General features: G+C 67.2%; 23 protein-coding genes, 2 tRNA genes and 1 pseudogene. 20 read left to right on the top strand and 6 right to left on the bottom strand.

From position 1 onward, the window contains the following. Window positions 1–16: 16 nt before the first annotated feature. The 15 genes and pseudogenes from hisD (at window position 17) to CSEG_RS15635 (ending at window position 10,704) form a co-directional block, all read left to right on the top strand. Window positions 17–1,315, top strand: a complete 1,299-nt coding sequence (gene hisD / locus CSEG_RS15705; protein ID WP_013080217.1) for a histidinol dehydrogenase — start codon at window positions 17–19, stop codon at window positions 1,313–1,315. Between the two features lie 21 nt (window positions 1,316–1,336). After that, on the top strand, window positions 1,337–1,819 hold the full coding sequence (locus tag CSEG_RS15700; protein ID WP_013080216.1) for a UPF0262 family protein: 483 nt from the start codon (window positions 1,337–1,339) through the stop codon (window positions 1,817–1,819). 5 nt (window positions 1,820–1,824) lie between these two features. Then, window positions 1,825–2,283 (top strand): arsenate reductase ArsC, encoded by a 459-nt coding sequence (locus CSEG_RS15695; protein ID WP_013080215.1) that lies wholly within the window; start codon window positions 1,825–1,827, stop codon window positions 2,281–2,283. Between the two features lie 74 nt (window positions 2,284–2,357). After that, entirely contained in the window at window positions 2,358–2,576 is a 219-nt protein-coding gene (infA, locus tag CSEG_RS15690; protein ID WP_004617696.1) for a translation initiation factor IF-1, read from the top strand. Window positions 2,577–2,583: 7 nt separating this feature from the next. Beyond that, on the top strand, window positions 2,584–3,177 hold the full coding sequence (locus CSEG_RS15685) for a Maf family nucleotide pyrophosphatase (RefSeq protein ID WP_013080214.1): 594 nt from the start codon (window positions 2,584–2,586) through the stop codon (window positions 3,175–3,177). Then, window positions 3,174–4,234: pseudogene (locus tag CSEG_RS15680) on the top strand (ribonuclease E/G). The gene CSEG_RS15685 and the pseudogene CSEG_RS15680 overlap by 4 nt, the downstream one beginning before the upstream one ends. Beyond that, on the top strand, window positions 4,231–4,404 hold the full coding sequence (locus tag CSEG_RS15675) for a DNA gyrase inhibitor YacG (protein ID WP_013080212.1): 174 nt from the start codon (window positions 4,231–4,233) through the stop codon (window positions 4,402–4,404). Before CSEG_RS15680 ends, CSEG_RS15675 begins: the two are co-directional and overlap by 4 nt. A 99-nt stretch (window positions 4,405–4,503) precedes the next feature. Beyond that, a tRNA-Phe gene (locus CSEG_RS15670) sits at window positions 4,504–4,579 on the top strand. 580 nt (window positions 4,580–5,159) lie between these two features. Beyond that, window positions 5,160–6,053 carry a MotA/TolQ/ExbB proton channel family protein gene (locus CSEG_RS15665; RefSeq protein WP_013080211.1) on the top strand — a complete coding sequence of 298 codons (894 nt, stop codon included), beginning with the start codon at window positions 5,160–5,162 and terminating at the stop codon, window positions 6,051–6,053. 5 nt (window positions 6,054–6,058) lie between these two features. After that, window positions 6,059–6,490, top strand: a complete 432-nt coding sequence (locus tag CSEG_RS15660; RefSeq protein WP_013080210.1) for a biopolymer transporter ExbD — start codon at window positions 6,059–6,061, stop codon at window positions 6,488–6,490. A gap of 13 nt (window positions 6,491–6,503) precedes the next feature. Continuing rightward, window positions 6,504–7,235 carry an energy transducer TonB gene (locus tag CSEG_RS15655; RefSeq protein WP_013080209.1) on the top strand — a complete coding sequence of 244 codons (732 nt, stop codon included), beginning with the start codon at window positions 6,504–6,506 and terminating at the stop codon, window positions 7,233–7,235. A gap of 161 nt (window positions 7,236–7,396) precedes the next feature. After that, window positions 7,397–7,473 (top strand) — tRNA-His (locus CSEG_RS15650). Between the two features lie 414 nt (window positions 7,474–7,887). Continuing rightward, window positions 7,888–8,340 carry a YfiR family protein gene (locus tag CSEG_RS15645; protein ID WP_157952257.1) on the top strand — a complete coding sequence of 151 codons (453 nt, stop codon included), beginning with the start codon at window positions 7,888–7,890 and terminating at the stop codon, window positions 8,338–8,340. Then, a complete protein-coding gene (locus CSEG_RS15640; RefSeq protein ID WP_013080207.1) occupies window positions 8,337–10,064 on the top strand; it encodes an ATP-binding protein in 1,728 nt (575 codons plus the stop codon). The genes CSEG_RS15645 and CSEG_RS15640 overlap by 4 nt, the downstream gene beginning before the upstream one ends. A gap of 100 nt (window positions 10,065–10,164) precedes the next feature. Beyond that, window positions 10,165–10,704, top strand: a complete 540-nt coding sequence (locus tag CSEG_RS15635; RefSeq protein ID WP_013080206.1) for a hemerythrin domain-containing protein — start codon at window positions 10,165–10,167, stop codon at window positions 10,702–10,704. Between the two features lie 112 nt (window positions 10,705–10,816). On the opposite strand, the gene CSEG_RS15630 is transcribed toward CSEG_RS15635, so the two are convergent. The 3 genes from CSEG_RS15630 to CSEG_RS15620 all read right to left on the bottom strand — a co-directional run bounded on the left by CSEG_RS15630 (window position 10,817) and on the right by CSEG_RS15620 (window position 13,963). Continuing rightward, the gene (locus tag CSEG_RS15630; RefSeq protein WP_013080205.1) at window positions 10,817–12,244 is read right to left on the bottom strand and encodes a UdgX family uracil-DNA binding protein; all 1,428 of its coding nucleotides are present in this window, start codon (window positions 12,242–12,244) and stop codon (window positions 10,817–10,819) included. Further along, on the bottom strand, window positions 12,244–13,464 hold the full coding sequence (locus CSEG_RS15625) for a putative DNA modification/repair radical SAM protein (RefSeq protein ID WP_013080204.1): 1,221 nt from the start codon (window positions 13,462–13,464) through the stop codon (window positions 12,244–12,246). The genes CSEG_RS15630 and CSEG_RS15625 overlap by 1 nt, the downstream gene beginning before the upstream one ends. Window positions 13,465–13,684: 220 nt before the next feature. Then, window positions 13,685–13,963, bottom strand: a complete 279-nt coding sequence (locus tag CSEG_RS15620; RefSeq protein WP_004617663.1) for an HU family DNA-binding protein — start codon at window positions 13,961–13,963, stop codon at window positions 13,685–13,687. A 339-nt stretch (window positions 13,964–14,302) separates the two neighbouring features. Between CSEG_RS15620 and CSEG_RS15615 the strand changes: the two genes are divergently transcribed. The 3 genes from CSEG_RS15615 (at window position 14,303) to CSEG_RS15605 (ending at window position 17,751) form a co-directional block, all read left to right on the top strand. Then, a complete protein-coding gene (locus tag CSEG_RS15615) occupies window positions 14,303–14,572 on the top strand; it encodes a hypothetical protein (RefSeq protein WP_013080203.1) in 270 nt (89 codons plus the stop codon). An 11-nt stretch (window positions 14,573–14,583) separates the two neighbouring features. Beyond that, window positions 14,584–17,235 carry a DNA ligase D gene (ligD, locus tag CSEG_RS15610; protein ID WP_013080202.1) on the top strand — a complete coding sequence of 884 codons (2,652 nt, stop codon included), beginning with the start codon at window positions 14,584–14,586 and terminating at the stop codon, window positions 17,233–17,235. 90 nt (window positions 17,236–17,325) lie between these two features. Next, window positions 17,326–17,751, top strand: coding sequence for a nuclear transport factor 2 family protein (locus CSEG_RS15605; protein ID WP_013080201.1), 426 nt, complete (start codon window positions 17,326–17,328; stop codon window positions 17,749–17,751). A 14-nt stretch (window positions 17,752–17,765) separates the two neighbouring features. Here the strand turns inward: CSEG_RS15605 and ku are convergent, their stop codons facing one another. The 3 genes from ku to CSEG_RS15590 all read right to left on the bottom strand — a co-directional run bounded on the left by ku (window position 17,766) and on the right by CSEG_RS15590 (window position 20,206). After that, on the bottom strand, window positions 17,766–18,620 hold the full coding sequence (gene ku, locus CSEG_RS15600; protein ID WP_013080200.1) for a non-homologous end joining protein Ku: 855 nt from the start codon (window positions 18,618–18,620) through the stop codon (window positions 17,766–17,768). Between the two features lie 55 nt (window positions 18,621–18,675). After that, window positions 18,676–19,707, bottom strand: coding sequence for a DNA topoisomerase IB (locus tag CSEG_RS15595; protein WP_013080199.1), 1,032 nt, complete (start codon window positions 19,705–19,707; stop codon window positions 18,676–18,678). A 91-nt stretch (window positions 19,708–19,798) separates the two neighbouring features. After that, window positions 19,799–20,206, bottom strand: a complete 408-nt coding sequence (locus tag CSEG_RS15590) for a helix-turn-helix domain-containing protein (RefSeq protein WP_013080198.1) — start codon at window positions 20,204–20,206, stop codon at window positions 19,799–19,801. A gap of 166 nt (window positions 20,207–20,372) precedes the next feature. On the opposite strand from CSEG_RS15590, the gene CSEG_RS15585 reads away from it, so the two are divergent. Continuing rightward, the gene (locus CSEG_RS15585; protein ID WP_013080197.1) at window positions 20,373–21,380 is read left to right on the top strand and encodes an NAD(P)/FAD-dependent oxidoreductase; all 1,008 of its coding nucleotides are present in this window, start codon (window positions 20,373–20,375) and stop codon (window positions 21,378–21,380) included. A gap of 34 nt (window positions 21,381–21,414) precedes the next feature. Beyond that, window positions 21,415–22,578 (top strand): acyl-CoA dehydrogenase family protein, encoded by a 1,164-nt coding sequence (locus CSEG_RS15580; protein WP_013080196.1) that lies wholly within the window; start codon window positions 21,415–21,417, stop codon window positions 22,576–22,578. Window positions 22,579–22,632 lie beyond the last annotated feature (54 nt).

The following is a 22,632-nucleotide window of genomic DNA, read 5'->3' as shown; positions in this document are numbered from 1 at the left end:
ACCGCATCTAGCAGCCATGCGCCGCTTCTCCTTCACCGACCCTGACTTCCAGGCCGCCTTCAAGGCCTTCCTCGACGAGCGCCGCGGCTCGCCGGCCGACGTCGACGCCGCTGTCGCCCAGGTCCTGGAGGCCGTGAAGACGCATGGAATCGAAGCGGTGCTCGATTTCGGCCGCAAGTTCGACAAGGTCGAGCTGACCGCCGAGACGATCCGCGTCACGCCCGAGGAGATCGAGCAGGGCTGGGCGGACACGCCCGCCGACGTGCGCGAGGCCATCGCCTTCGCCGCCGCCCGCATCCGCGCCTATCACAGCCGCCAGCGCCCGGCGGACCAGGCCTGGACCGACGAGGCCGGCGTCGAGCTCGGCTGGCGCTGGACGCCGCTGGAGGCCGTCGGCGTCTACGTCCCGGGCGGTCGCGCGGCCTATCCCTCCACGGTGCTGATGAACGCGGTCCCGGCCCAGGTGGCCGGCGTCGACCGCATCGCCATGGTCACGCCGCCCGGTAAGCTGCAGCCGGCCGTGCTGGCCGCCGCCAAGGAGGCCGGCGTCACCGAGATCTGGCGCGTGGGCGGAGCCCAGGCCGTCGCCGCGCTCGCCTATGGCGCCGGGCCGATCCAGCCGGTCGACAAGATCGTCGGTCCCGGCAACGCCTTCGTCACCGCCGCCAAGCGCCGTCTGTACGGCGTGGTCGGCATCGACGCCCTGGCCGGTCCTTCTGAAATCGTCGTCGTGGCCGACAACAAGAACAATCCCGACTGGATCGCCGCCGACCTGCTCAGCCAGGCCGAACACGACCCGGCCGCCCAGTCGATCCTGATCACCGACGACGAGGCCTTCGCCGGCGCGGTCGAGCAGGCCGTTTCCGAGCGTCTGAAGACCTTGGCCACGGGCGAGGACGCCGCCGCCTCCTGGCGCGACCACGGCGCGGTGATCATCGCCCCGTTGGACGAGAGCCCAGCCCTTGTCGACGCCATCGCGCCCGAGCACGTCGAGTTCGCGATGGACAATCCCGAGCGGCTCTCCGACCGGGTTCGTCACGCCGGCGCGATCTTCCTGGGGCGCGTGACGCCCGAGGCGATCGGCGACTACGTGGCCGGCTCCAACCACGTGCTGCCGACCAGCCGCGCCGCGCGCTTCCAGTCGGGTCTGTCGATCTACGACTTCATCAAGCGCACTTCGATCGTGAAGTGCGACGCCGCCTCGTTCGGGATCCTGGGGCCGCACACCGTGGCGCTCGCCAAGGCCGAGGGTTTGCCGGCGCACGCCCTGTCGGCGGAAATCCGCCTTCCTGGCAGGTTGCCTTCCGGCGTCTGACGCGCGAACCTCCCGCGCCAGATGAGCCCGCCAGACGACCGCGCCCGCCAACGGATTGAATCGATCGAGATCGACGAGCAAAGCCTCGCGGCGGTCTCGCGCGACCAGGAGCAGGAACGCCAGGTCGCGATCTTCGACCTTTTGGACGGCAACTATTTCGAGCCCGCCGAAGCGGAGGGCGGGCCTTACGACGTCAAGCTGTCGCTGATCGAGAATCGGCTGGCGTTCGACATCGTCGGGCCGGGCTACGCACGGCGCCACCTGCTGTCGCTGTCGCCGTTCCGGGGGGTGATCAAGGACTACTTCCTGATCTGCGACAGCTACTATTCGGCTATACGAAGTTCGACGCCGCAGCAGATCGAGGCCTTGGATATGGGGCGACGCGGTCTGCACAACGAAGGATCGAACCTGCTGCGCGAGCGGCTGGAGGGTAAGGTCAAGACCGACCTCGACACCGCCCGGCGGCTCTTCACTCTGATCTGCGCCCTGCACTGGCGGGGATAGCGCCAGTGCCCGACTCGCTGCCCGACGCGGTGCTGTTCGCCTGCAACTACAACCGCGTGCGCTCGCCGATGGCCGAGGGGCTGTTCAAGCGCTTCTACGGCAAGCGGGTCTTCGTCGATTCCTGCGGGCTGAAGGGCGATCCGACCGGGGAGGGCGTGGACCCGTTCGTCGTGGCGGTGATGGACGAGCTTGGCCTCGATGTCTCGGAGCACAAGCCCAAGACCTTCGCCGAGCTGGAGGACGGCAGCTTCGACGTCGTGGTCTCGTTGACGCCCGAGGCGCAGCACCGGGCGGTGGAGCTGTCGCGCGATCGGGCGGTCCAGATCGAGTACTGGCCGACCCACGATCCCACCCTCGTCGACGGCTCGCGCGAGGCGCGGCTGGAGGCGTATCGCGAGGTCCGCGACGCCCTCGCCGACGCGATCAAGCAACGTTTCGGCGCGCCATCGACGTTTGGGGGGTAATTGCGTTATAGAGGCGCCTCGCCGCGAGGACCCTCGTCTTCGCGGCAATCCGATTCGTCCCTTTGAGAGGCCTGATGGCTAAGGAAGAACTGCTCGAGTTTCCCGGTACGGTCAGCGAATTGCTGCCCAACGCCACGTTCCGCGTGAAGCTGGAAAACGATCACGAGATCATCGCTCACACCGCCGGCAAGATGCGCAAGAACCGCATCCGTGTCCTGGCCGGCGACAAGGTCCTGGTCGAGATGACCCCCTACGACCTCACCAAGGGCCGTATCACCTACCGCTTCAAGTAAGACGCCGATGGCTCAGACGACGGCAGCCCAGCCGGCGCTGGTGCTGGCCAGCGCGAGCCCCCGGCGCCTCGACCTGCTGGCCCAGGTCGGCGTCACGCCCGACCGGGTCGATCCCGCCGACATCGACGAGACCCCGCTGCGCGACGAGACCCCGCGTCGCCACGCCTTGCGGCTGGCGCAGGAGAAGGCGCGCGCCGTCGCGGCCCGCGCGCCCGGCGACTTCGTGCTGGCGGCGGACACCGTGGTGGCCGTGGGCCGCCGCATCCTGCCCAAGGCCGAGACGCAGGCTGACGTCCTCTATTGCCTCAAGCTGTTGTCGGGCCGGAACCACAAGGTGTTCACCGGCGTGACGCTGATCGCGCCGGACGGCCGGGAGGGCTCGCGCCTGGTCGAGACCAAGGTTGGCTTCAAACGCCTGTCCGACGCCGAGCGCGACGCCTATGTCGCCAGCGGCCAGTGGAGGGGCAAGGCGGGCGGCTACGGTGTCCAGGGTCTGGCCGGCGGCTTCATCACCGATCTGCAGGGCTCCTACCCCAGCGTCGTGGGCTTGCCGCTCTATGAGACGCTGAACCTGCTTCATGGCCTGGGCTATCGCGGATGAGCGCCAAATCATGAGCGAGAGACGGGCCTATCTTTACAAGGGCGTCGGCGAGACCGTCGGGGTCGTCACCCTGGATGGACGTCCCGAGCGCCTGTTCATCTCATGGCCTACGGACGACCCGCTGGACGTCGAGGGCGTGCGCGGCGTCGCGCGGATCAAGAAGATCGAGAAGGCCTTCGCCTCGGCCTTCGTCTCCCTGCCGGGCGGCCAGGATGTGATCCTGCCCATCCGGCCCGACATGCCCAAGCTGGTCGAGGGCGGCCTCGTCGAGATCGAAATCAAGACCGCTTCGCGCCAGGACAAGGCCGCTGTCGGGCGCTTCGTGGCGGAAGGCGAGGGCGAGCCGCGCGTGCTGGCCTCCGGGCCAACGGTCGAGGAGCGCCTGCGGCAGTCCGTCAAGGCGGGATCGCCCACGACGGGCGACAAGGCCCTCCAGGCCGTGGAGGAAGCCGAGGCGGACGCCTTGGCGACGGTTTTCGCCCTGCCCGGCGGCGGCGACATCGCCGTCGAGCCCACGCGGGCCCTGACCGCGGTCGACGTCGATCTCGGCGCCCGGGAAGCCTCCGATTCGAAACGCGCCGCCCGACAAGCCAACATGGCCGCGCTCAGCGTCGCCGCGCGGGTGCTGCGCCTGAAAGGTCTCGGCGGGATCATCGTCTTCGACCTCGTCGGGCGCGGCCATGACGGCCAGGCGCTGACGACGGCCGCTCGCAACGCCTTCTCCGCCGACAATCCGGGCGTCGGCGTCGGCGCGATCAGCAAGTTCGGCACGCTGGAGATGATCGTCCCGCGTCGCGCGCCGCCGATCCTGGATCGCCTTCTGACGCCGACGGGCGCCCCGAACCCTCGTCATCAGGCTCGCCGGCTGGCGCGCGCCCTGGAGCGCGAGGGCAGAGCGCAGGGGGGCGCGCGCCTGACCGCCCGATGCTCGCCCGCCGTGGCCGAGGCCTTCGTCGCCGAGCTGGACGCGGGCGTCGCCGACCGTCTGGGTCGTCGTTTCGCCATCGAATCCATGACCAATTGGCCCGACGATCGCATGGAGGTGTTCGCCACATGAGCACGGGGTGCCCAATTTGCGGCAAGCCTGTCGAAAAGGCCTTCCGCCCCTTCTGTTCCAAGCGCTGCGCGGACGTCGATCTGCAGCGTTGGCTTGTGGGTCGTTACGTCGTCCCCGGCGGCGATGACGACGCGGAGAATCCGTCTTCGGAAGCCATCAACAGAGAATGACAAAAGGGCGCTGGACTTCGCCGCGCGCCTTCTCTATAGACCCGGCTCCTCGCTTCACGGCGAGGTCGCCGGGGCGGTTTCGGACCGCCAAGCGCAGATGCCTGGGTAGCTCAGTTGGTAGAGCAGCGGATTGAAAATCCGCGTGTCGCTGGTTCGATTCCGGCCCCAGGCACCACCTCCCTCATCGTTTTTGGACGGTCCTGCTCAAGGCGCAGCTTGGGCTCAGCCCGGGCGCGAAGGCTGTCATCTTTCCGTAATGTCGTGGCGCTCGCGGCGTGACGCGTCGCCTCATTTGCCAAGTCGGCGGGCGCCTGCCTTCATAGACCAGTGTTTTGTTGCCTTGCTGCAGTGCAGCATCGCCAATCTTCTTGCCAGGGGAAAAACGCCCCGTTTTCCCGAAAAGCCCTTTGTGCGTCGCGGTAAATGGCGGGGGTGGCGGGCGTCTACGACGATTTTGTGCCCAAACGAGCCCCTTGACGGTGCGAAAAGGGGTTGCCAAAGGACCACAGCCGCAATTCTAACATTGCGGTAAGACCGGAGCCCTCGCAGGGCCTCGGTCGCACGCGCTTCGAAACGATCCTTCTGGAGGCCTAGTCCTCGTTGAGGGGCGTAACGGGTCGAGCGCAGCGAAGCGGGTCCGTCCCGAGGAGAGAGAAATCGATCCTAGGAACGGGCTATTCAGAGTTAGGGTGGAGACGCTCTCGCGCGACGACCCTCGGTCCAAACGTGCTAGACCAATCAGGAACTGGCGACAGATGCTCGACATTAAACGGAAGACCCCCCTCATCGCTCTCGTCGGCGCCGTTGCGCTGATGGCGAGCGCCCCGGCTTTTGCCCAAGACGCCGCGGCTCCGGCCCCCGCGACTTCGGAAGCCACCGCCCCGGCCCCGGCCGCTGACGCCGCCGCGGCGCCCGCTCCGGAAGCCGCTCCCGCCGAAGAAGGCGGCGAGACGAAGCCCGCTCACTCGCTGACGCCCGTCGGCATGTTCCTCGCCGCCGGCGCTGTCGTGAAGGTCGTCATGATCGGCCTGATCCTGGCCTCGGTCTTCTCGTGGGTGCTGCTGCTCACCAAGATTTTCGAGTTCGCTGGCCTGAACAAGCAATCGGACAAGTTCCTGGAAGCCTTCCGCGGCGCTCGCTCGATCGCCGACATCGCGCGCATCAGCTCGTCGGAAGAATTCGAAGGCAACCCGATGGCCGACATGGCCGCCGCCGCCTCGCAGGAAGTCGAACTGTCGCGTCAAGCTGGCCTGCAAGTCGCCGGCGAGCACCGCGACTCGACGCTGGCTCGCGCCACCTACGCCATCAACGCGGTGCAAGCCTCGCTGGCCAAGCGCCTGTCGGGCGGCATGGTGTTCCTGGCCTCGGTCGGTTCGGCCGGTCCGTTCATCGGTCTGTTCGGTACGGTGTATGGCATCATGACGTCGTTCATCGGCATCGCGAACACCAACACCACCAACCTCGCCGTCGTGGCGCCGGGTATCGCTGAAGCCCTGCTCGCCACCGGTATCGGCCTCTTCGCCGCTATCCCGGCCGTTATCTTCTACAACTACTTCCAGACCCGCATCTCGGGTTACGGCACCCGCTCGGAAGGTTTCGTCGCTGAACTGATGAACGCCATCTCGCGTCAGCTCGACAAGGGGGCGTAACACCCATGGCCGCCAAACTCTCAGGCGGTGGGGGCGACAGGTTCAACGTCGAACAGAACAGTGAGATCAACGTTACGCCCTTCGTGGACGTTATGCTGGTCCTTCTGATCATCTTCATGGTGGCCGCTCCGCTCGCCTCCGTGTCGATCGAGGTGAACCTGCCGTCGGCGGTGGCGAAATCGTCGCCGCCTCCTTCCAAGCCGGTTTACGTCACGATCAAGGAATCGGGTCAGCTCTATCTTGGCGACAACGAGACCAGCATCGATGAGCTGGGCTTGGATATTACCAAGAGCATGGGCCGCCGCGATCCCACCAAGGAGCGCATCTTCATCCGGGCCGACGAAAAGGTTCGCTACGGGGCTTTCATGGAGGTGATGAACACCCTCCAGGATAATGGCTTCTACAGCGTTGCTCTCGTTGGGCGGGATGATAGCTAAGTAGGGGTGCTGCATGGCTGAACAACAAACGCCCGAGCATCGCCACTACGATCCGCTCACCTCGGACGGTCCGCGTCGCAAGAAGGGATTGGGGCCTCTCGGCATCTCCCTGGTTGTCGTCGTCGGTCTGCACGCACTCCTCTTCGCTTACCTAGCGAAGCAGAAGTTCGAGGCGGTGTTCCAGGAGTACTCGGACGACGCGACGGTTGTGGAGCTGCCTCCGCCGCCGCCGCCGCCGCCGCCGCCTCCTCCTCCGCCGCCGCCGACCAACGAACCGCCGCCGCCTCCGGCCGTGGTCCAGCCGCGTCCCCCGGTGGCTCCGCCGCCGGACGTGACGCCGCCGCCGCCGCTGCCGATCCCGCCCGTTGAAAAGCGGGTCGAGACGACCGCTCCGCCGGTCATCTCGCAGGCTCCGCCGGTTCCGACGAACCCGCCGGCTCGCGCCTCGGTCGTGACCCGTCCTGACTGGGCCCGTAAGCCCAGCGGCGACGACATGGCCCGCTACTTCCCCGACCGCGCTCAGCGGATGGAAGTCAGCGGTAAGGCGACGATCTCGTGCACCGTCACGGCGAAGGGCACGCTGGAAAGCTGCTCGGTGGTCTCCGAGACCCCGGCGGACATGGGCTTCGGCGACGCGGCTCTGCGTCTGTCGCGCCTGTTCCGGATGAAGCCCAAGACCCTCGACGGCGCGCCCGTCGACGGTGGCCAGGTGACCGTCCCGCTGGTGTTCCAAGTCCCGCAATAGGACCTGGATCCAGTCCACAACAAGGAAGCGCCCCGGAGTTTCGGCTTCGGGGCGTTTTCTTTTGGCGGCAGTTTCGCTCCGCGACGTTTTCCTGACGAAAACCGCCGGATGGACGCTTGATCCCGAGGGGCGATTTCACTAAAGACAACGCCTCGCGATGAGCCGGCTTAGCTCAGTTGGTTAGAGCGCTAGATTGTGGATCTAGAGGTCCTCGGTTCGAGCCCGAGAGCTGGTACCATCGCAAGCCTTTGAAAAGCCCAGGGTTCGCCCTGGGCTTTTTGCATTTTCGCCCCATGGTTCGGCTTGGCCTCCAAAATGTCACGGGATTGGGATCGAACGGCTAGGCTTGGAGCTTGGCAGGTTCGGGTCGATCATTCGAAGCTGATCTGACAGCGGGTCGAACAGGATCGACCGCGGGGTCGTTCATGCTTCGGGCGTCGGGTCGGCGTTCAAAGCGCTTGGAGGGGACTAGCGTATGGTTTTGGGCGTTTCGCCCAGTTATCCGCGTTCGACGCAGGGAAGGCGTTGCAGGCCACGTCGGCTCACGGCGGCGGCTATCAGCCTGCTCTGCCTTTTGGGCGGCGGCGCCCGAGCCCAGGACGAAGCGCGGGAGCCGCATCGCGGCCATCATCCCCACTATGGCGGGTATGCGGTGAAGGCGAGCCATCTTGCCAAGTTCCCGGCCTTCGTGGCTTGGCCCGAGGCGGCGTTCGAGACGCCCGCCAGCCCTTTCCGCCTGTGCGTCGGCGGTCAAGACCCCTTCGGTCCGACTATCGACAGCCTGACGCGCGACGGTCGCGTGGGCGACCGCGAGATAACGGTGTCGCGCTTGCCCCTCGTGTCCAAGACCGCGCACTGCCATGTTCTTTTTGTCTCCGCGTCGCGAACCCAGACACCTCGCGAGATGCTGGCGGCGGTGGCGGGCCGTCCTGTGCTGACCATCGCCGACGAAGGTCTCGAGGCGCCCGGCGCCATGATCCAGTTCGTGACCATCGAGGGGCGCGTGCGGTTCGAGATCCGCGCCGACGTCGCCCAGACCGAGGGCCTGGCGGTGAGCTCCAAGCTGCTGTCGCTGTCCGCGCCACGCGGAGGGGGCGGGCGATGAGCGAGATGGCGACGGTTCCGCGCCGACGCTGGCGACCGGCGCTCACCGTTTCGATGGCGGTGGCGCTCGCCGTGGCCCTCGTCGTGGCCGCCTTCGCCATGGCCGCCTACAACGAGCGTCTTGGCCAGCAGGAGCGGCTGCGTCAGGCCGAAGTGCAACTGCGCATATTGGCCGGCAGCATGGCCGCGCCGCTGGCCTTCGACGATCGCTCGGCTGCTCGCGAATATGTTGGAGCGCAAAGCTCCAACCCCGATGTCGAGGCCGTGGGCGCCTATGACATGCAAGGGGCCCTGGCGGCCGGCTATACCCGCGCCGGCGCGCCGCCGCCGCCCCGCAATGTGCTGGGGCCGCCGCGCATGGACGGCGCGCGACTGGTCCTGACCGCGCCGGTTACCGAGGACGGCACGGTGCTGGGATCGGTCTATCTGCGCACGGTGCTGGAATCGCCGACCCGTCGCGTGATGCGCTACGCCGGCTTCGCCCTGCTGATCGTGATGGCCGCGTTGCTGATCGCCGTGCTCGGCGCGGCCAGCGCCCGGGAGGCCGAGGCCTACCGCGAACTAAAGGCCGAAATCCGCGAACGCGAGAAGGCCGAGGACGCCCTGCGTCAGTCCCAGAAGATGGAAGCCATGGGCCAGCTCACGGGCGGCGTGGCGCACGACTTCAACAATCTTTTGATGGTCGCCTCCAGCGGCCTCGATCTTCTTGAGCGCACGTCCGATCCGGCCCGGCGGGAGCGACTGCGCGACGGCATCCGTCAGGCCATCGACCGTGGCGCCAGCCTGACCCAGCAGCTGCTGGCCTTCTCACGGCGCTCGCCCCTTAAGCCCGAGGTCGTCGACATCGGTCAACGCCTGTCGGGCATGCTGGCGATCCTGGACCGCTCCCTGCGCGAGGATGTCACCGTGCGGATGCAGCTGCCGCCGGATCTTTGGAGGGTCGAGGTCGACGCCTCGCAGATGGAGGTGGCGGTTCTGAACATCGCCATCAACGCCCGTGACGCCATGCCCGACGGCGGGACGATCACGATCGAGGCCCGTAACGAGCCCTCCGGCCGCCCGGACGGCGTCGGCGACATGGTCCGGCTCGCGATCCGCGACACCGGCGTTGGTGTCGCGCCGGACATGGTCAGCCGCCTGTTCGAGCCGTTCTTCACCACCAAGGCGGTGGGCAAGGGCACGGGACTGGGGCTGTCGCAGGTCTACGGCTTCGCCCGCGCGTCCGGCGGCGAGGTCGGGGTCGACAGCGTGCTGGGCGAGGGGACGACGATCTGGCTGCGAATCCCGCGCACGACGAAGGCGCTGGTCGCGCCCCCGCCGCTGGCGGGCAGGCCGTCCGCCTTGGGCCGTGATCGCCAACGCGTCCTGCTGGTCGAGGACGACGACAGCGTCGCCCATCTGGTCGAGGAGATGCTGCGCGAGCTCGGCTATGAGGTGAAGCGGGTGGGGGACGGCGCCAGCGCGCTGGACACGCTGCGTTCCGATCCGAGCTTCCAATTGGTGTTCAGCGACATGGTCATGCCCGGCGATATCGGCGGCCTGGATTTGGCGCGGGACATCTCGCGCCTGCGCCCGGACCTGCCGGTGGTGCTGACGACCGGCTACAGCGCCGCCGCGGCCGCCGCCAGCAAGGAGGGGCGCCGGGTGCTGGTCAAACCCTACCGGATCGAGGCGCTGGCGGCCGAGCTGGACGCCGTGCTGGCGGGACCGTCTAGCCGCGCCTAGACCCACCTGCACATGCCTCGCATGTGAGACTTTGGCGGTTCCGGAACGGCCGGCGACGTCAGGGTGTTGGTTGGCGGTCAGGATCATCCAGGAGATTCCCATGGCCGCCACCAACAAGACCTCGTCCACCAAAACCAAGACCGCCAAGCCGCGCAAGGCCGCCCGACGCACGGGTCGACGCGATCCGCTCGCCATCCGTCTGCTCAAGCAGGACCACCGCGAAGTGGAGAAGATGTTCGATGAATACGAGCAGCTGGAAAGCGACGCCGAGAAGCTGACGCTGTTCAACCAGATCGCCCTCGCGCTGAAGGTGCACACCCAGATCGAGGAGGAAATCCTCTACCCGGAAGAGCGCGGCGACGTCGAAGACGACCTGATCGACGAGGCCTATGTCGAGCACGACAGCGCCAAGAAGCTGATCGCCGAGATCGAAGCGATGAAGCCGGGCCAGGAGTTCTACGACGCCAAGGTCAAGGTGCTGGGCGAGTACATCAAGCACCACGTCAAAGAAGAGGAACAGCCCGGCGGCTTCTTCGCCCAGGCCAAGCGGGGCGATGAGGACCTCGACGCCATGGGCGAGCGCATGCAGGCGCGCAAGGAAGAGCTGATGGCCAAGATGGGCGCCAAGGCCCCGCACTGATCTTCGGCCTCCGAGCCATCCCGGGCGGCGCAGCTGACCGGACCCAGGGGCAGATCATATGATCGCCCCTGGGCTTCGGCTTCCAGCGTCGTGCGGACTGGATGACGAACTGTCAGATCAAGCCGGCCAACTTCCCCGCCATCCGTAGGTCCTCCACGAATTCGGCATAGGCTTTCGCCTTGGTGTCGGCGTCGGGAACGCGGAGCAGGAACGAGGGATGGTAAGTGACGACACCTTGGGCTTGATCCGGCAACTGAAGGGCCTTGCCCCGGTTGGCCCCGATCGGCGTAGGTTTGCCCACCACCCCCAGCGCCGCCGTAGCGCCTAGCATCACGATCACCCGAGGCCGTACGATCCGGCGCTCGGCGTCGAGCCACCAACGACAGGCTGTGACCTCGCCGCGATCGGGCGTCTGGTGGATCCGACGCTTGCCGCGAACCTCGTGCTTGAAGTGCTTCACGGCGTTGGTGACGAAGGCTTGATCGCGGGAAACGCCCGCCTCGGCCAGCGCCTTGTCGAAGACCTGTCCAGCCGGGCCCACGAAGGGCCTCCCGGCGAGGTCCTCCTGATCGCCAGGCTGTTCACCGACGAACATCAGTGGCGCGGGGCGGGGGCCTTCTCCGGGCACGCCCTGGGTGGCGTCGCGCCAGAGGTCGCAGCGTCGGCAAACCTGAACGCCAGCCTCGACCTCTTCGGAAGTCGTGGGGGCCCCCTGGCCGTAGGAAGCTTCGCGAGCATGGCGCAGAGCGGCCTTTAGGACGCGGTCGGAGGGGGCGCGGGTTGGGGCGGCGACCATGGCGGCGGCGCGATCCTGGGCGGTGGCGATCAACTCCGGAATGAGCGCCGCCTCGGGCAGGTTCCGCCAATAGCGCTTGGGCATCTCCTGGCGCATCTGCTTGGGGTTCAGCCGGGCGGGATTGAAGATCGAGGCGTAGTAGGTCCGCCAGAGTTCTTCCTGAGCGTCCTCCGACGGCGCGTCGGCGGGATCCGCGCCTTCGGACACCATCAGCCGCTCGCCATCCCAGGCGACGCAGGCGTCGGGGGTCAGGATCGTCCAATCCATGGCGGTGAAGCGACGGACGAAGAACGGCGCGACGGCCTCGGTGACGCGGTGGGCCGGTTCGAACCAGGCGGCGTAGGTCTCGCGCGCCGCGCCCTCGATAAGGCGGAAGCGTACGAACGCCTTCATCTTGTGGGCGGCGCGGCTGACGGCCTTGGCCATATCGCGGGCCCGGGCCATGTCGGCGTCGGCGGGGTTGTCGATCAGACGCGGCTCGCGCTCCAGCCGCCAGAGGATGCGGTAGAGCAGGGCGAAGCGGTCGGCCGCGCGGTGCAGGATGACCTGCTCGGCGAGCTCTAGGAAGGCGGCTGGGACGGTGAAGTTGGCGGCGGCGACGGGCGATGGCTGCGCCAGGTCGAAAAGCTCACGTTCCACCGTCCAGATCACCGCTCGCGGCTCCACGCCCTCTGCCCGCAGCGATCGCGCCGCTGAGCGCCAGCCGGCGAGGTCGATCTCGGACTCCAGCCGCGCGACGCGCATCAGAAGAGGCTCAACTGTTGAGGCTGAACCAGCGCGGCCTTGAGCGCGTCGTGGTCGGTCAGGGCGCCGGGTGTCCAGTCGGCGGTCACCACGAAGGCCTTCGCGCGCTTCACGACGGCCCCGACACGCCTGAGGTCGTCCAGGGTCAGGCGCGAGATCTTTCGGGCCGCCAGCACGCGCTCCACGGCCTTGGCGCCCAGGCCCGGCACCCGCAGCAGCGTCTCGCGGTCGGCCGTCTGGATATCGACCGGGAATTTCGCGCGGTTCTTCAGCGCCCATCCGGTCTTGGGATCGACCGAGAGGTCGAGATCCTCGCCTTCGTCCACGATCTCGGGCCGCTCGAAGCCGTAGAACCGCATCAGCCAGTCGGCTTGATACAGGCGATGCTCGCGGAGCAGGGGCGGACGCGTCAGCGGCAGACGGTGGCTGGCGTCGGGGATAGGGCTGAAAGCCGAGTAGTAGACGCGGCTGAGACGATAGGCGCCGTAGAGGTTGGCGCTGCGGGTCAGGATGTCGCCGTCCTTGGCTTCGTCAGCGCCGACGATCAGCTGGGTCGATTGGCTTCGGGCGAAGGTCCGGCGACCAGCCTTCCGCGCCGGCTCGGCCTTGTCCTCGATCGCCAGGCGCATGCGCCCCATGGCGCGCTTGATGTCGGTGACGTCCTTCTCGGGGGCCAGGGTCTTGAGGCTGTCGTCGCGCGGCAGCTCGATGTTGATCGATACCCGATCGGCGTAGAGGCCAGCCTCCGTCGCCAGCTCCGGAGAGGCTTCAGGGATCAGCTTCAGGTGAATGTAGCCGCGGAAATCGTGGTCCAGCCGTAGCGACTTCGCCACGCGAACCATCTCTTCCATCGTGTAGTCGCCAGTGCGGATCACGCCGGACGACAGGAACAGGCCCTCGATGTAGTTGCGCTTGTAGAAGTTCAGGGTGAGGTCGACGACCTCCTTCACCGAGAACCGCGCCCGGGCTGTGTTCGACGACACGCGATTGATGCAATAGGCGCAGTCGTAGATGCAGAAGTTGGTCAGCAGGATCTTCAGCAGGCTGATGCAGCGCCCGTCGGGGGCGTAGGCGTGGCAGATGCCCATGCCCTCGGTCGAGCCCACGCCCTTGCCATCCAGCGAGTTACGCTTTTGTGCGCCGGACGAGGCGCAAGAGGCGTCGTACTTGGCTGCGTCGGAGAGAATGGCGAGCTTGCGCCTGAGATCGAGAACGGCCATGCGCGGCACGTTATCGTTCTTATTTTGTTCTAGATAGTCTTCCCGCGCGACGCTGGCATGAGGCGAGACGTCGCGCGGGAAGGGAAGTGTCGAGGGGCTGACACTCGCGCGTCAGCCCCTCCGCCCGAACTCATCCCACGAACGGAATAGTTCGGCTTTTAGTCTGGAGCGCGACGCGCGCCGAAACCGGTGTCCGCTTTCAGCTGTCGCGCTCTAAGGATTAGCCGTTGACGGCGTCCTTCAGTTGCTTGGCCGGCGTGAAGGCGACCTTCTTGCTGGCGGCGATCTCGATGGTCGCGCCCGTTGCCGGGTTGCGGCCGGTGCGGGCCGGCTTAGCCTGGACCTTGAACTTGCCGAAGCCCGGGATCGAGACTTCATCGCCCTTCACGGCGGCGTCGGAGATCGACTTGAAGACGCCGTCGATGATGGCCTTGGCTTGCGTCTTGGTCAGCTTGTCGTCGGCGGCCACAGCGGCGTCGACCAGATCGGAAACGTTCATCTTCTTAAGCTCATTCCTGTGAATCAGGGAGTTTCGAGCCTGACGAGCGGAATCGCGTTTGTCACCCGTTAGGGAAGGTTAAAACGTCGATTCATGGGGGCAAAACGCCCGTGGGCCGGGGTTTTTTACGAAATCGTCTCCTTAGGAACGGCGGCTTCCGAGGCAAAAGCGTTAATTTTGGTCCCAAAAGTAGATTAGCGCTTGGCTCCCGCCATGGGTGATTCTGCGGGGGAATCGCGCTGCGGACGCGGCGGGGCCGCTTGGCCATGTTCCAATTGATGACCCTCCGGAACGCCGGGAGCCGCCATCCATTCCTCCTCCGAACAGAGGAGATGAACCATGACCGATGTCGATAACGGATGGGACGGCCAGGACGGCGCCGAGGCGATGGACGACGACGTCATCGGCCGCGACGGCGAATTTCGCACCTTTGAGGAGCTGCCGGAGGTCCTGGACGTCACGCAGGCCGAGGGCGACCAGGACGATGATGATGCGCTGATCGGCGAGGACCTCGAAGATGAGGAGATCGTCGAGCTGGAGCAGGACGAAGATCCCGGCGATGGTCGCGATGTGGATGACGAGCGTCCGCAGGTTTTCGGCGGCGAATAGGGCGGTCACGGATGGCGGCGCGCAAGCTCGCGGCCTACGAGGCCAAGCGCGACTTCGAAAAGACGGCCGAGCCCTCGGGCGCGGCCGCCGTCGCGGCGTCCGAGCGGGCGCGCTTCGTCATCCAGAAACACGCCGCCACGCGACTGCACTATGACCTGCGGCTGGAGCACGAGGGCGTGTTCCTGTCGTGGGCCGTGACCAGGGGGCCCTCTCGCGATCCGCATGACCGCCGCCTGGCGGTGCATGTCGAGGACCATCCGCTGGCCTACGGCGATTTCGAGGGCACGATTCCCAAAGGCCAATACGGCGGCGGCACGGTGATGCTGTGGGACCGTGGCTGGTGGGCGCCGGAGCCAGGCTTCGACCTTCAGAAGGGGCTCAAGAAAGGCGAGATCAAACTGGTCTTCGCCGGCGAGCGGATGAAGGGCGGCTGGGTCCTGGTCCGCATCAATAACGACAAGTTTGGCGACGGGAAGCGCGAGAACTGGCTTCTGATCAAGCATCGCGACGAGTTCGCGATGGAGGGCGATCTCGACTTTCTGGAAGACACGGCGTTCTCGATCGCCTCGGGGCGGACGATGGAGGAGATCGCGGCGGGGAAGGGCAAGGCGCCCACTCCGTTCATGACGAAGAAAGCCACCGCGTCCGACGCGATCTGGAACAGCAAGGGCTCGCCCGAGGCCACCGCCGAGAAGGCGGCGAAGGAGACCGGCGCGCCCAGGCGACGAAGCGCCAAGCCCTCGGCCAAGGCGCAGGCGCCAAGGAAGGTCGTCAAGAAGGCGATCGCCATGCCCGACTTCGTGCCGCCGCAGCTGTGCAAGCTGGTCGACCGCCCGCCAGGCGGCGGCGACTGGGCGCACGAGATCAAGTTCGACGGATACAGGATGCAGATGCGCGTCGAGGGCGGCGAGGCCGCACTACGCACGCGCGCGGGCCTCGACTGGAGCGGCAAGTTTCCGCAGCTCATCAAGGATGGGGCGGCGCTGCCGGACGCCCTGATCGACGGTGAGGTCGTGGCTCTGGACGCCGACGGATCGCCCTCGTTCGCCGGCCTGCAGGCGGCCCTGGCCGAAGAGAGCACCGACGACCTGATCTTCTTCGCTTTTGACTTGCTCTACGCCCACGGTGAGGACCTGACCGATCTGCCGCTGTCGGAACGCAAGGCGCGGCTGAAGGCGCTGCTTCCGGAGGACGGCGACCGGATCCGCTACGTCGAGCATTTCGAGAGCGGTGGCGAAGCGGTGCTGCAGTCGGCTTGCCGCATGTCGCTGGAGGGCGTCGTTTCCAAGAAGCTCGACGCGCCGTACCGCTCCGGCAAGCCGGGGACCTGGACCAAGGCTAAGTGCCGGGCCGGGCATGAGGTGGTGATCGGTGGCTGGACAACGACCGGCGACGCCTTCCGCTCGCTGATCGTCGGCGTCTATCGTGACGGCGACCTGATCCACGTTGGACGGGTCGGCACGGGCTATGGTCGGGACAAGGTCGCCCGCCTGCTGCCGAAGCTGAAAGCGGCCGAACGCAAGACCTCGCCCTTCAGTGGCAAGGGCGCGCCGCGCGGCGGGGCCAACATCCACTGGGTGGACCCTGTCCTGGTCGCGGAGATAGAGTTCGCGGGCTTCACGGGAGACGGCTCGGTGCGCCAGGCGTCGTTCAAGGGTCTGCGCGAGGACAAGCCCGCCCAGGCGGTCGAGGCCGAAGCGCCAGCGCCGGCCGAGGACGTCGAGCTCGCCGAGCCCAAGGCGGCGTTCGCGATGAAGCGAAGCGATGGCAAGGTTTCGGTGCGGGGCGTGGCGATCTCCAACCCCGACAAGACGCTGTGGCCGGACGCCGGCGATGGGACGCCGGGGACCAAGCGCGACCTCGCCGAATATTTCGAAGCCGTTGGCGATTGGATGCTGGAGCACATCAAGGGGCGGCCTTGCTCGGTGATCCGCATGCCCGATGGCGTCGACGGCGAGACCTTTTTCCAGCGCCATTCCGGAAAGGGCGTCTCGGCCCTGATCGACGAGATTGTCGTCAGCGGCGACCGCAAGCCCTACCTCGTCTTCAACACCGTTGAGAGCCTGGTGGCGGCCGCCCAATGGGGCGCCACGGAACTACATCCATGGAACTGCCGGCCGAACGAACAAGACGTTCCTGGCCGCCTGGTCTTCGACCTGGATCCCGCGCCCGATGTGTCCTTCGACGCCGTGGTCGAGGGCGCGCGAGAGATCCGCGATCGGCTTGAGGCGCTGGGCTTGGCGCCCTTCTGCAAGACGACCGGCGGCAAGGGCCTGCACGTCGTCACACCGCTGAAGCCGACGAAAGTGGATTGGGACGCCGCCAAGGCCTTCGCCCGAGAGGTCTGCGCGCAGATGGCCGCCGACAGTCCAGACCTCTATCTGCTGAACATGTCCAAGAAGGAGCGCGGCGGGAAGATCTTCCTCGACTACCTGCGCAACGACCGCATGAGCACGGCGGTGGCGCCGCTGTCGCCGCGCGGCCGCCCCGGCGCGCCGGTGTCCTGGCCCGTGTCCTGGACCCAGGTGCGCAAAGGCCTCGACCCCAAGCGTTTCAACATCCGCACCGCGCCGAGCCTGCTGAAGACTCTCGACGCCTGGGACGCCTATGCGGAAAGCGAGCGCGACCTGGAGGCGGCGATCAGGAAGCTCGGCAAGGACTAGCGCGTCGGATCCACGACGTTGACCGTGGCGTCGTGGATTTTACAGTGTCGCTAGCGGCGCGTTCGAACGCCGGGTTCAGGAGGGGAAGGCATGGCCCGCGAGCAGGCGCTGCGAACACTCGAGACTTGGCACGACCTGTTGGAGAAGCGCGAGTTCGATCGCCTTCGTCCCTTGGCGTCCGAGAGCGTGGTCTTCCGCTCCCCGGCGTTCTTTTCCCCCTATCCAGGCGTGGAGCCGTTGGTGCACATCCTCTCCACGGTCAGCACCATCTTCGAGGACTTCGCCTATCACCGACAGTTCTGGTCTGAGAGCGAAGAGGCCGTGGTGCTGGAGTTCAGCGCGCGCGTTGGCGACAAGAAGCTGAAAGGCGTCGACATCATCTCCTTCGACGACGCCGGCAAGATCCGCGAGTTCGAGGTGATGATCCGCCCGGCCAACGCCGCGGCGGCGGTGGGGGAGGCCATGGCGGCCAAGGCTGGGCCGCGTCTGAAGGAACTGCTCGGAAAGCCCGGCTGAGGCCGACGCGCAACCTAACCCGTCTTCTTTCGCGCCGCCGGCTTGTGCGCCGCCTTCGTCGCCGGCTTTTTCGCGGGGGCTTTGGCCGGCGTCTTGCCTAGGCTGGCGCGCAGGGCCTCCATCAGATCCACGACATTGGTGTCCTCGGGCTCTTCCGGCGCGGTGACCTTGCGGCCCTTGCCCTTCTGCTTTTCCTTGATCAGGGCGCGCAGGGCGTCCTCGTAGCGGTCGTTGAACTGCTCGGGATCGAAGGGGCCTTCCTTCTGCTCGATGATCTTCTGGGCGATCTGGATCATCGCCGCGTCGGGCTTCTTGTCGGGGATGGCGTCGAAATAGCTGGCCGCGTCCCGGACCTCCCGGTTCGAGCGCAGCGACCAGGCGACCATGCCGTTGTCGCGCGGCTCGATGGCCAGAAGCCGCTCGCGCTGGTGCATGACGACACGGCCGAGCGCGACCTGACCCTCCTTGGTCATGGCCTCGCGGATCACGCCATAGGCCTCGGCCGCCAGCTTGCCGTCGGGAACCAGGAAATACGGATTGTCCCAGTAGAGCCGGTCGATGTCGTCGGCGGGCACGAAGCGCTCGATGTCGATCGTGCGGGTGCTTTCCAGGCGGACGCTGTCGATCTCGTCCTGGGTGATGACGACGTACTCGCCCTTCTCGTACTCGTAGCCCTTGACGATCTCCGAGCGTTCGATCGGACCCAGATCCGGATCGGTGGGGATCATCCGGATGCGATTGTGCGTCTTCTTGTGCAGCATGTTGAAGTGCACGTCGCCGCTGGCGTCGGTGGCGGTGTAGAGCGCGATGGGGCAGGTCACGAGCGACAGGCGCAGGTGGCCCTGCCAGGTGGGGCGTCCGGCGGCCATGGGCGGTTTTTCTCCGTTTGCGCCGACTCAACGAACCCTGGCCATGGCCCGTTCCCTAGTCGACTTGGCACGAGGCCTTGGCCGCCTCCAGGAAGCGGATCACCGCCAGCTCGAAGGCGCGCTCGGAGCGGCCCGGCTTCAGCGGCAACACGCCCTGCTGATAGGCCTCCAGCACCAGCGGATGGATGTACGAGCCTCGGCACACGGCGGCGGTGTTGCCCAGCAGTCCGGCGACGGCCTTCACGCAGGTGTTGACGTTGCGCTTGGCCTCGGTGGCGCTGCCGGCCCTCGGGACCATGCAAAGGCCGCGCGCGGCGGCGAGGGTGCCGGCCCAGGTGCGGAAGTCCTTGGCCGAGAAGTCCTCGCCGATGGCGGCGCGGATATAGGCGTTGACGTCGGCGCTTTCGATCGAGCGCCTTTGGCCGTCCTCGTCGAGATACTGAAAGAGGCGCTGGCCCGGGACGTCCTGGCAGGCCTTGACGATGCGCGCCAGGCGGCGGTCGCGGAAGCCGGTCTTGTGAACCTTGCCGCTCTTGCCCCGGAACTCGAAGACGCCGCCCATGCTCGATAGCTTGGCGTGGCGATCGCGAAGGGTGGTGAGGCCAAAGCTCTTGTTGGCCTGGGCGTACTCCTCGTTGCCGACCCGGATCAGGGTCAGCTCCATCAGCCGGATGACCGCGGCGATCACCTTCTCGCGCGGCAGGCCGCGACGGGCCATGTCCGCCTCGACCCGGGCGCGGAGGCGGGGGAGGGCGCGGCCAAAGGCGATCATGCGGCTGAACTTCAGCCCGTCGCGGTCCCGTCGCCAGGCGTCGTGATAGCGGTACTGCTTGCGGCCCTTCTGGTCGCGGCCGGTGGCTTGGATGTGGCCGCGCGCCGAGGGGCAGATCCAGACGTCCGTCCAGGCCGGGGGGATGGCCAGGGCGCGGATGCGATCCAGCGTTTCCGAATCCTTGACCGCGCGGCCGTCTGGATCGCGAAAGGCGAAACCGTCGCCGGCCGCCACGCGCCTTATGCCAGGGTCATCGTCATTGACGTAGGTGAGACCGGCCGTCTCCGGCTGAAGCTCGATCGTGTCGCGTGGCATGACGCTGGCCCTCGCCGCCTTTCCGTTGGCGGATCAACGGGGCGCGGGAGCAGGCGGTTCCGATCGGCTGGGACGGTTCCCTCGAGGGCGTTTACGGGGCTTCGTCGTCCACCATGGCGCGGACCAGGTCGACGACCCGGCGGCGCAGACGCCGATCTTCCAGGCGCGGGAACAGGCCGGCCAGTTCCAGGCCCTCCGGCGTCGAGACGAACTCGGTCATGCGCTGGGCGAATCCGTCGTCCAGACCGCCGTCCGTATCTTCGAGACCTTCATAGAAATAGGACACCGGGGCCTGAAGCAGCTTGGCGGCGTCATAGAGCTTGCTGGCGCTGATGCGGTTGGCGCCGCGCTCGTACTTCTGGATCTGCTGGAAGGTGATCCCCAGGGCGTCTGCGACCTGGGTTTGGCTCAGGCCCATCATCTTCCGGCGAATTCTCAGCCGCGCGCCCACGTAGAGGTCGACAGGGTGGGCTTGTTCGGCTGCGGGTCGATCGTTCATCCGCCTCAAATCCCTCAACGCCGCGACGCGGCTCAACGCGAGTATTAACGATATAGACCGAGCTTTACGGAGTCGTCACGTCTGCGCGTACACGTAACGGGCTTCGTCGGACATTATGGCCTTGCCCGGACTTGACGTAGACGACGCGGGGAGGTGTTTGCCCCCAATGTACTCTGAAAAAAGCGCAAGGGTCGCGGTGGCTGGAGCCGGCGCCTTCGGCTTGGCGGTGGCGTTACGTCTGGCGCGGGCTGGGCGATCGGTCACCGTGTTCGACCCCGCGCCGCCCGCGGCCAACGCTTCCGGCGTGGCGGCCGGCATGCTGGCCCCGGTCAGCGAGGCGCTGTTCGACCCCGTTTCACGCGATCACTTGGCCCTGATGCGCCGCGCCCGCGACCTTTGGCCGGACTTCGCCGACGCGCTGGGAATCACTGTGTCCCGCGCTGGCGTGCGGATCGAGGGCTCCGACGCCTGGCGGGCCGAGATCGCCGAGCGTCTCGAGCGTCTGGGTGTCGCCTCCAGCGACGCGATCGACGAAGACTGGCGGCTGGAGGCCCGCTCCGCGCTGGCGACGCTGCGCGCCGCCGCCGAGCGGTCGGGCGTGACGTTCGACGCCGGCGCTGTCGTCGCCTTCGAGCCGGGCGCCCTGACGCTGGCCGACGGCCGGGTCGAGTCCTTCGATGCGTTGGTGCTGGCGACGGGGCCGGGCGTGCGCGACGGCCGGATCGCGCCCGAGACCTCGGCCCTCACGCCCATCAAAGGACAGCTTCTTCGGGCGCCGCCGTTGGACGACGATGCGGCGGTGGTGCGCGGCGAAGGGGTCTATCTGGCGCCGGGCGAGGCCCTGGCGATCGGCGCGACCATGGAGGCGGGCCGTGACGACCTGACCCCCGATGCGACGGCGACCCAGGCCCTGCGGCGCGCCGCCAAGGCGCTGCGTCCCGCGCTGGATCTCGATCACGCGGCCGTGGAGGTGGGCGTGCGGGTCACGACGCCCGATGGCTTGCCGCTGGTCGGCTGGAGCCGAGCGCCCGGCGTCATGCTGGCGGTCGGCGCGCGACGTAACGGATGGCTGTTCGCGCCGCTTGTGGCGGGTATGGTGGCGGCGTATCTGACAAATGATAACCCAGGCCCCGAGGCCGTCGCCTTCGACGCGCGGCGCTTCGAGAAGGCCTAAAGGGATGACGCGTAGCGCAGGGGAGTAGGGCCGGATGTCCGGATTCTGGTTGACCGAAGAGCAGGAAGCCATCCGCGAGGGCGTCGCCAAGGTGTGCGCCGCCTTCGACGACGAATACTGGCGCCGCACCGACGAGACCGGAAACTTCCCAGAGGACTTCGTGGCCGCCATCGCCGAAGGCGGGTGGCTGGGCGTGGCGATGCCCGAGAGCGTCGGCGGCGCGGGCTTGGGCCTGACCGAGGCGGCGGTGATGATGCAGACCGTGGCCCAATCGGGCGCGGGCTTCTCGGGCGCTTCGGCCATCCACCTGAACATCTTCGGGCCGATGCCGCTGGTGAAGTTCGGCACGGATGAACAGCGCGAGCGCCTGTTGCCCAAGATCATCTCGGGCGAGGACAAGATGTGCTTCGCCGTCACCGAGCCGAACTCGGGTCTCGACACCTCCAGCCTGGAGACGCGGGCCGAGAGGGTCGACGGCGGCTATCGCCTGAACGGGCGGAAGATCTGGACCACAGGCGCCCAGCGCGCCAACAAGATCCTGATCATCGCCCGCACCACGCCCAAGGATCAGTGCGCCAAGCCGACCCAGGGGCTGTCGCTGTTTTACACCGACCGCGAGAAGATCGAGGCCAAGCCGATCCCGAAGATGGGGCGCAAGGCGGTCGAGTGTAACATGCTCTTCATCGAGGACCTGTTCGTCCCGGCCGAGGACCTGGTCGGCGAGGAGGGCAAGGGCTTTCAGTACCTGCTGCACGGCCTCAACCCCGAGCGCGTGCTGTTCGCCGCCGAGGCCATTGGCCTGGGCCGCGCGGCGCTGGCCAAGGCCGCGACCTACGCCAAGGAGCGCGTCGTGTTCGGCCGGCCGATCGGCCAGAACCAGGGCGTGGCCCATCCGCTGGCCAAGTCGTGGGCCGAGTTGGAAGCCGCCAACCTGCTGGCCTTCAAGGCGGCCGCCCTCTACGACGCCGGCAAGGAATGCGGGGCCGAGGCAAACGCCGCCAAGTACTTGGGCGCGGAGGCCGGCTTCCATGCGTGCGAGGCCTCGGTGCTGGCGCATGGCGGCATGGGCTACGCCAAGGAGTACGACGTCGAGCGCTACTTCCGCGAGGCGATGATCGCCCGCATCGCGCCGATCAGCCGCGAGATGATCCTGAACTTCATTGCTGAACGCGTGCTGGGCCTGCCCAAGAGTTACTAGGGCCAAGCGGAAGATGGCCGGGTCGCTGACGACCCGGCCGCCGTTTCAACGCCG

Origin of the sequence: Caulobacter segnis ATCC 21756 (genome assembly GCF_000092285.1) — a bacterium.
Taxonomy (GTDB): Bacteria; Pseudomonadota; Alphaproteobacteria; order Caulobacterales; family Caulobacteraceae; genus Caulobacter; species Caulobacter segnis.
This window is presented reverse-complemented; position numbering and strand designations above follow the sequence as displayed.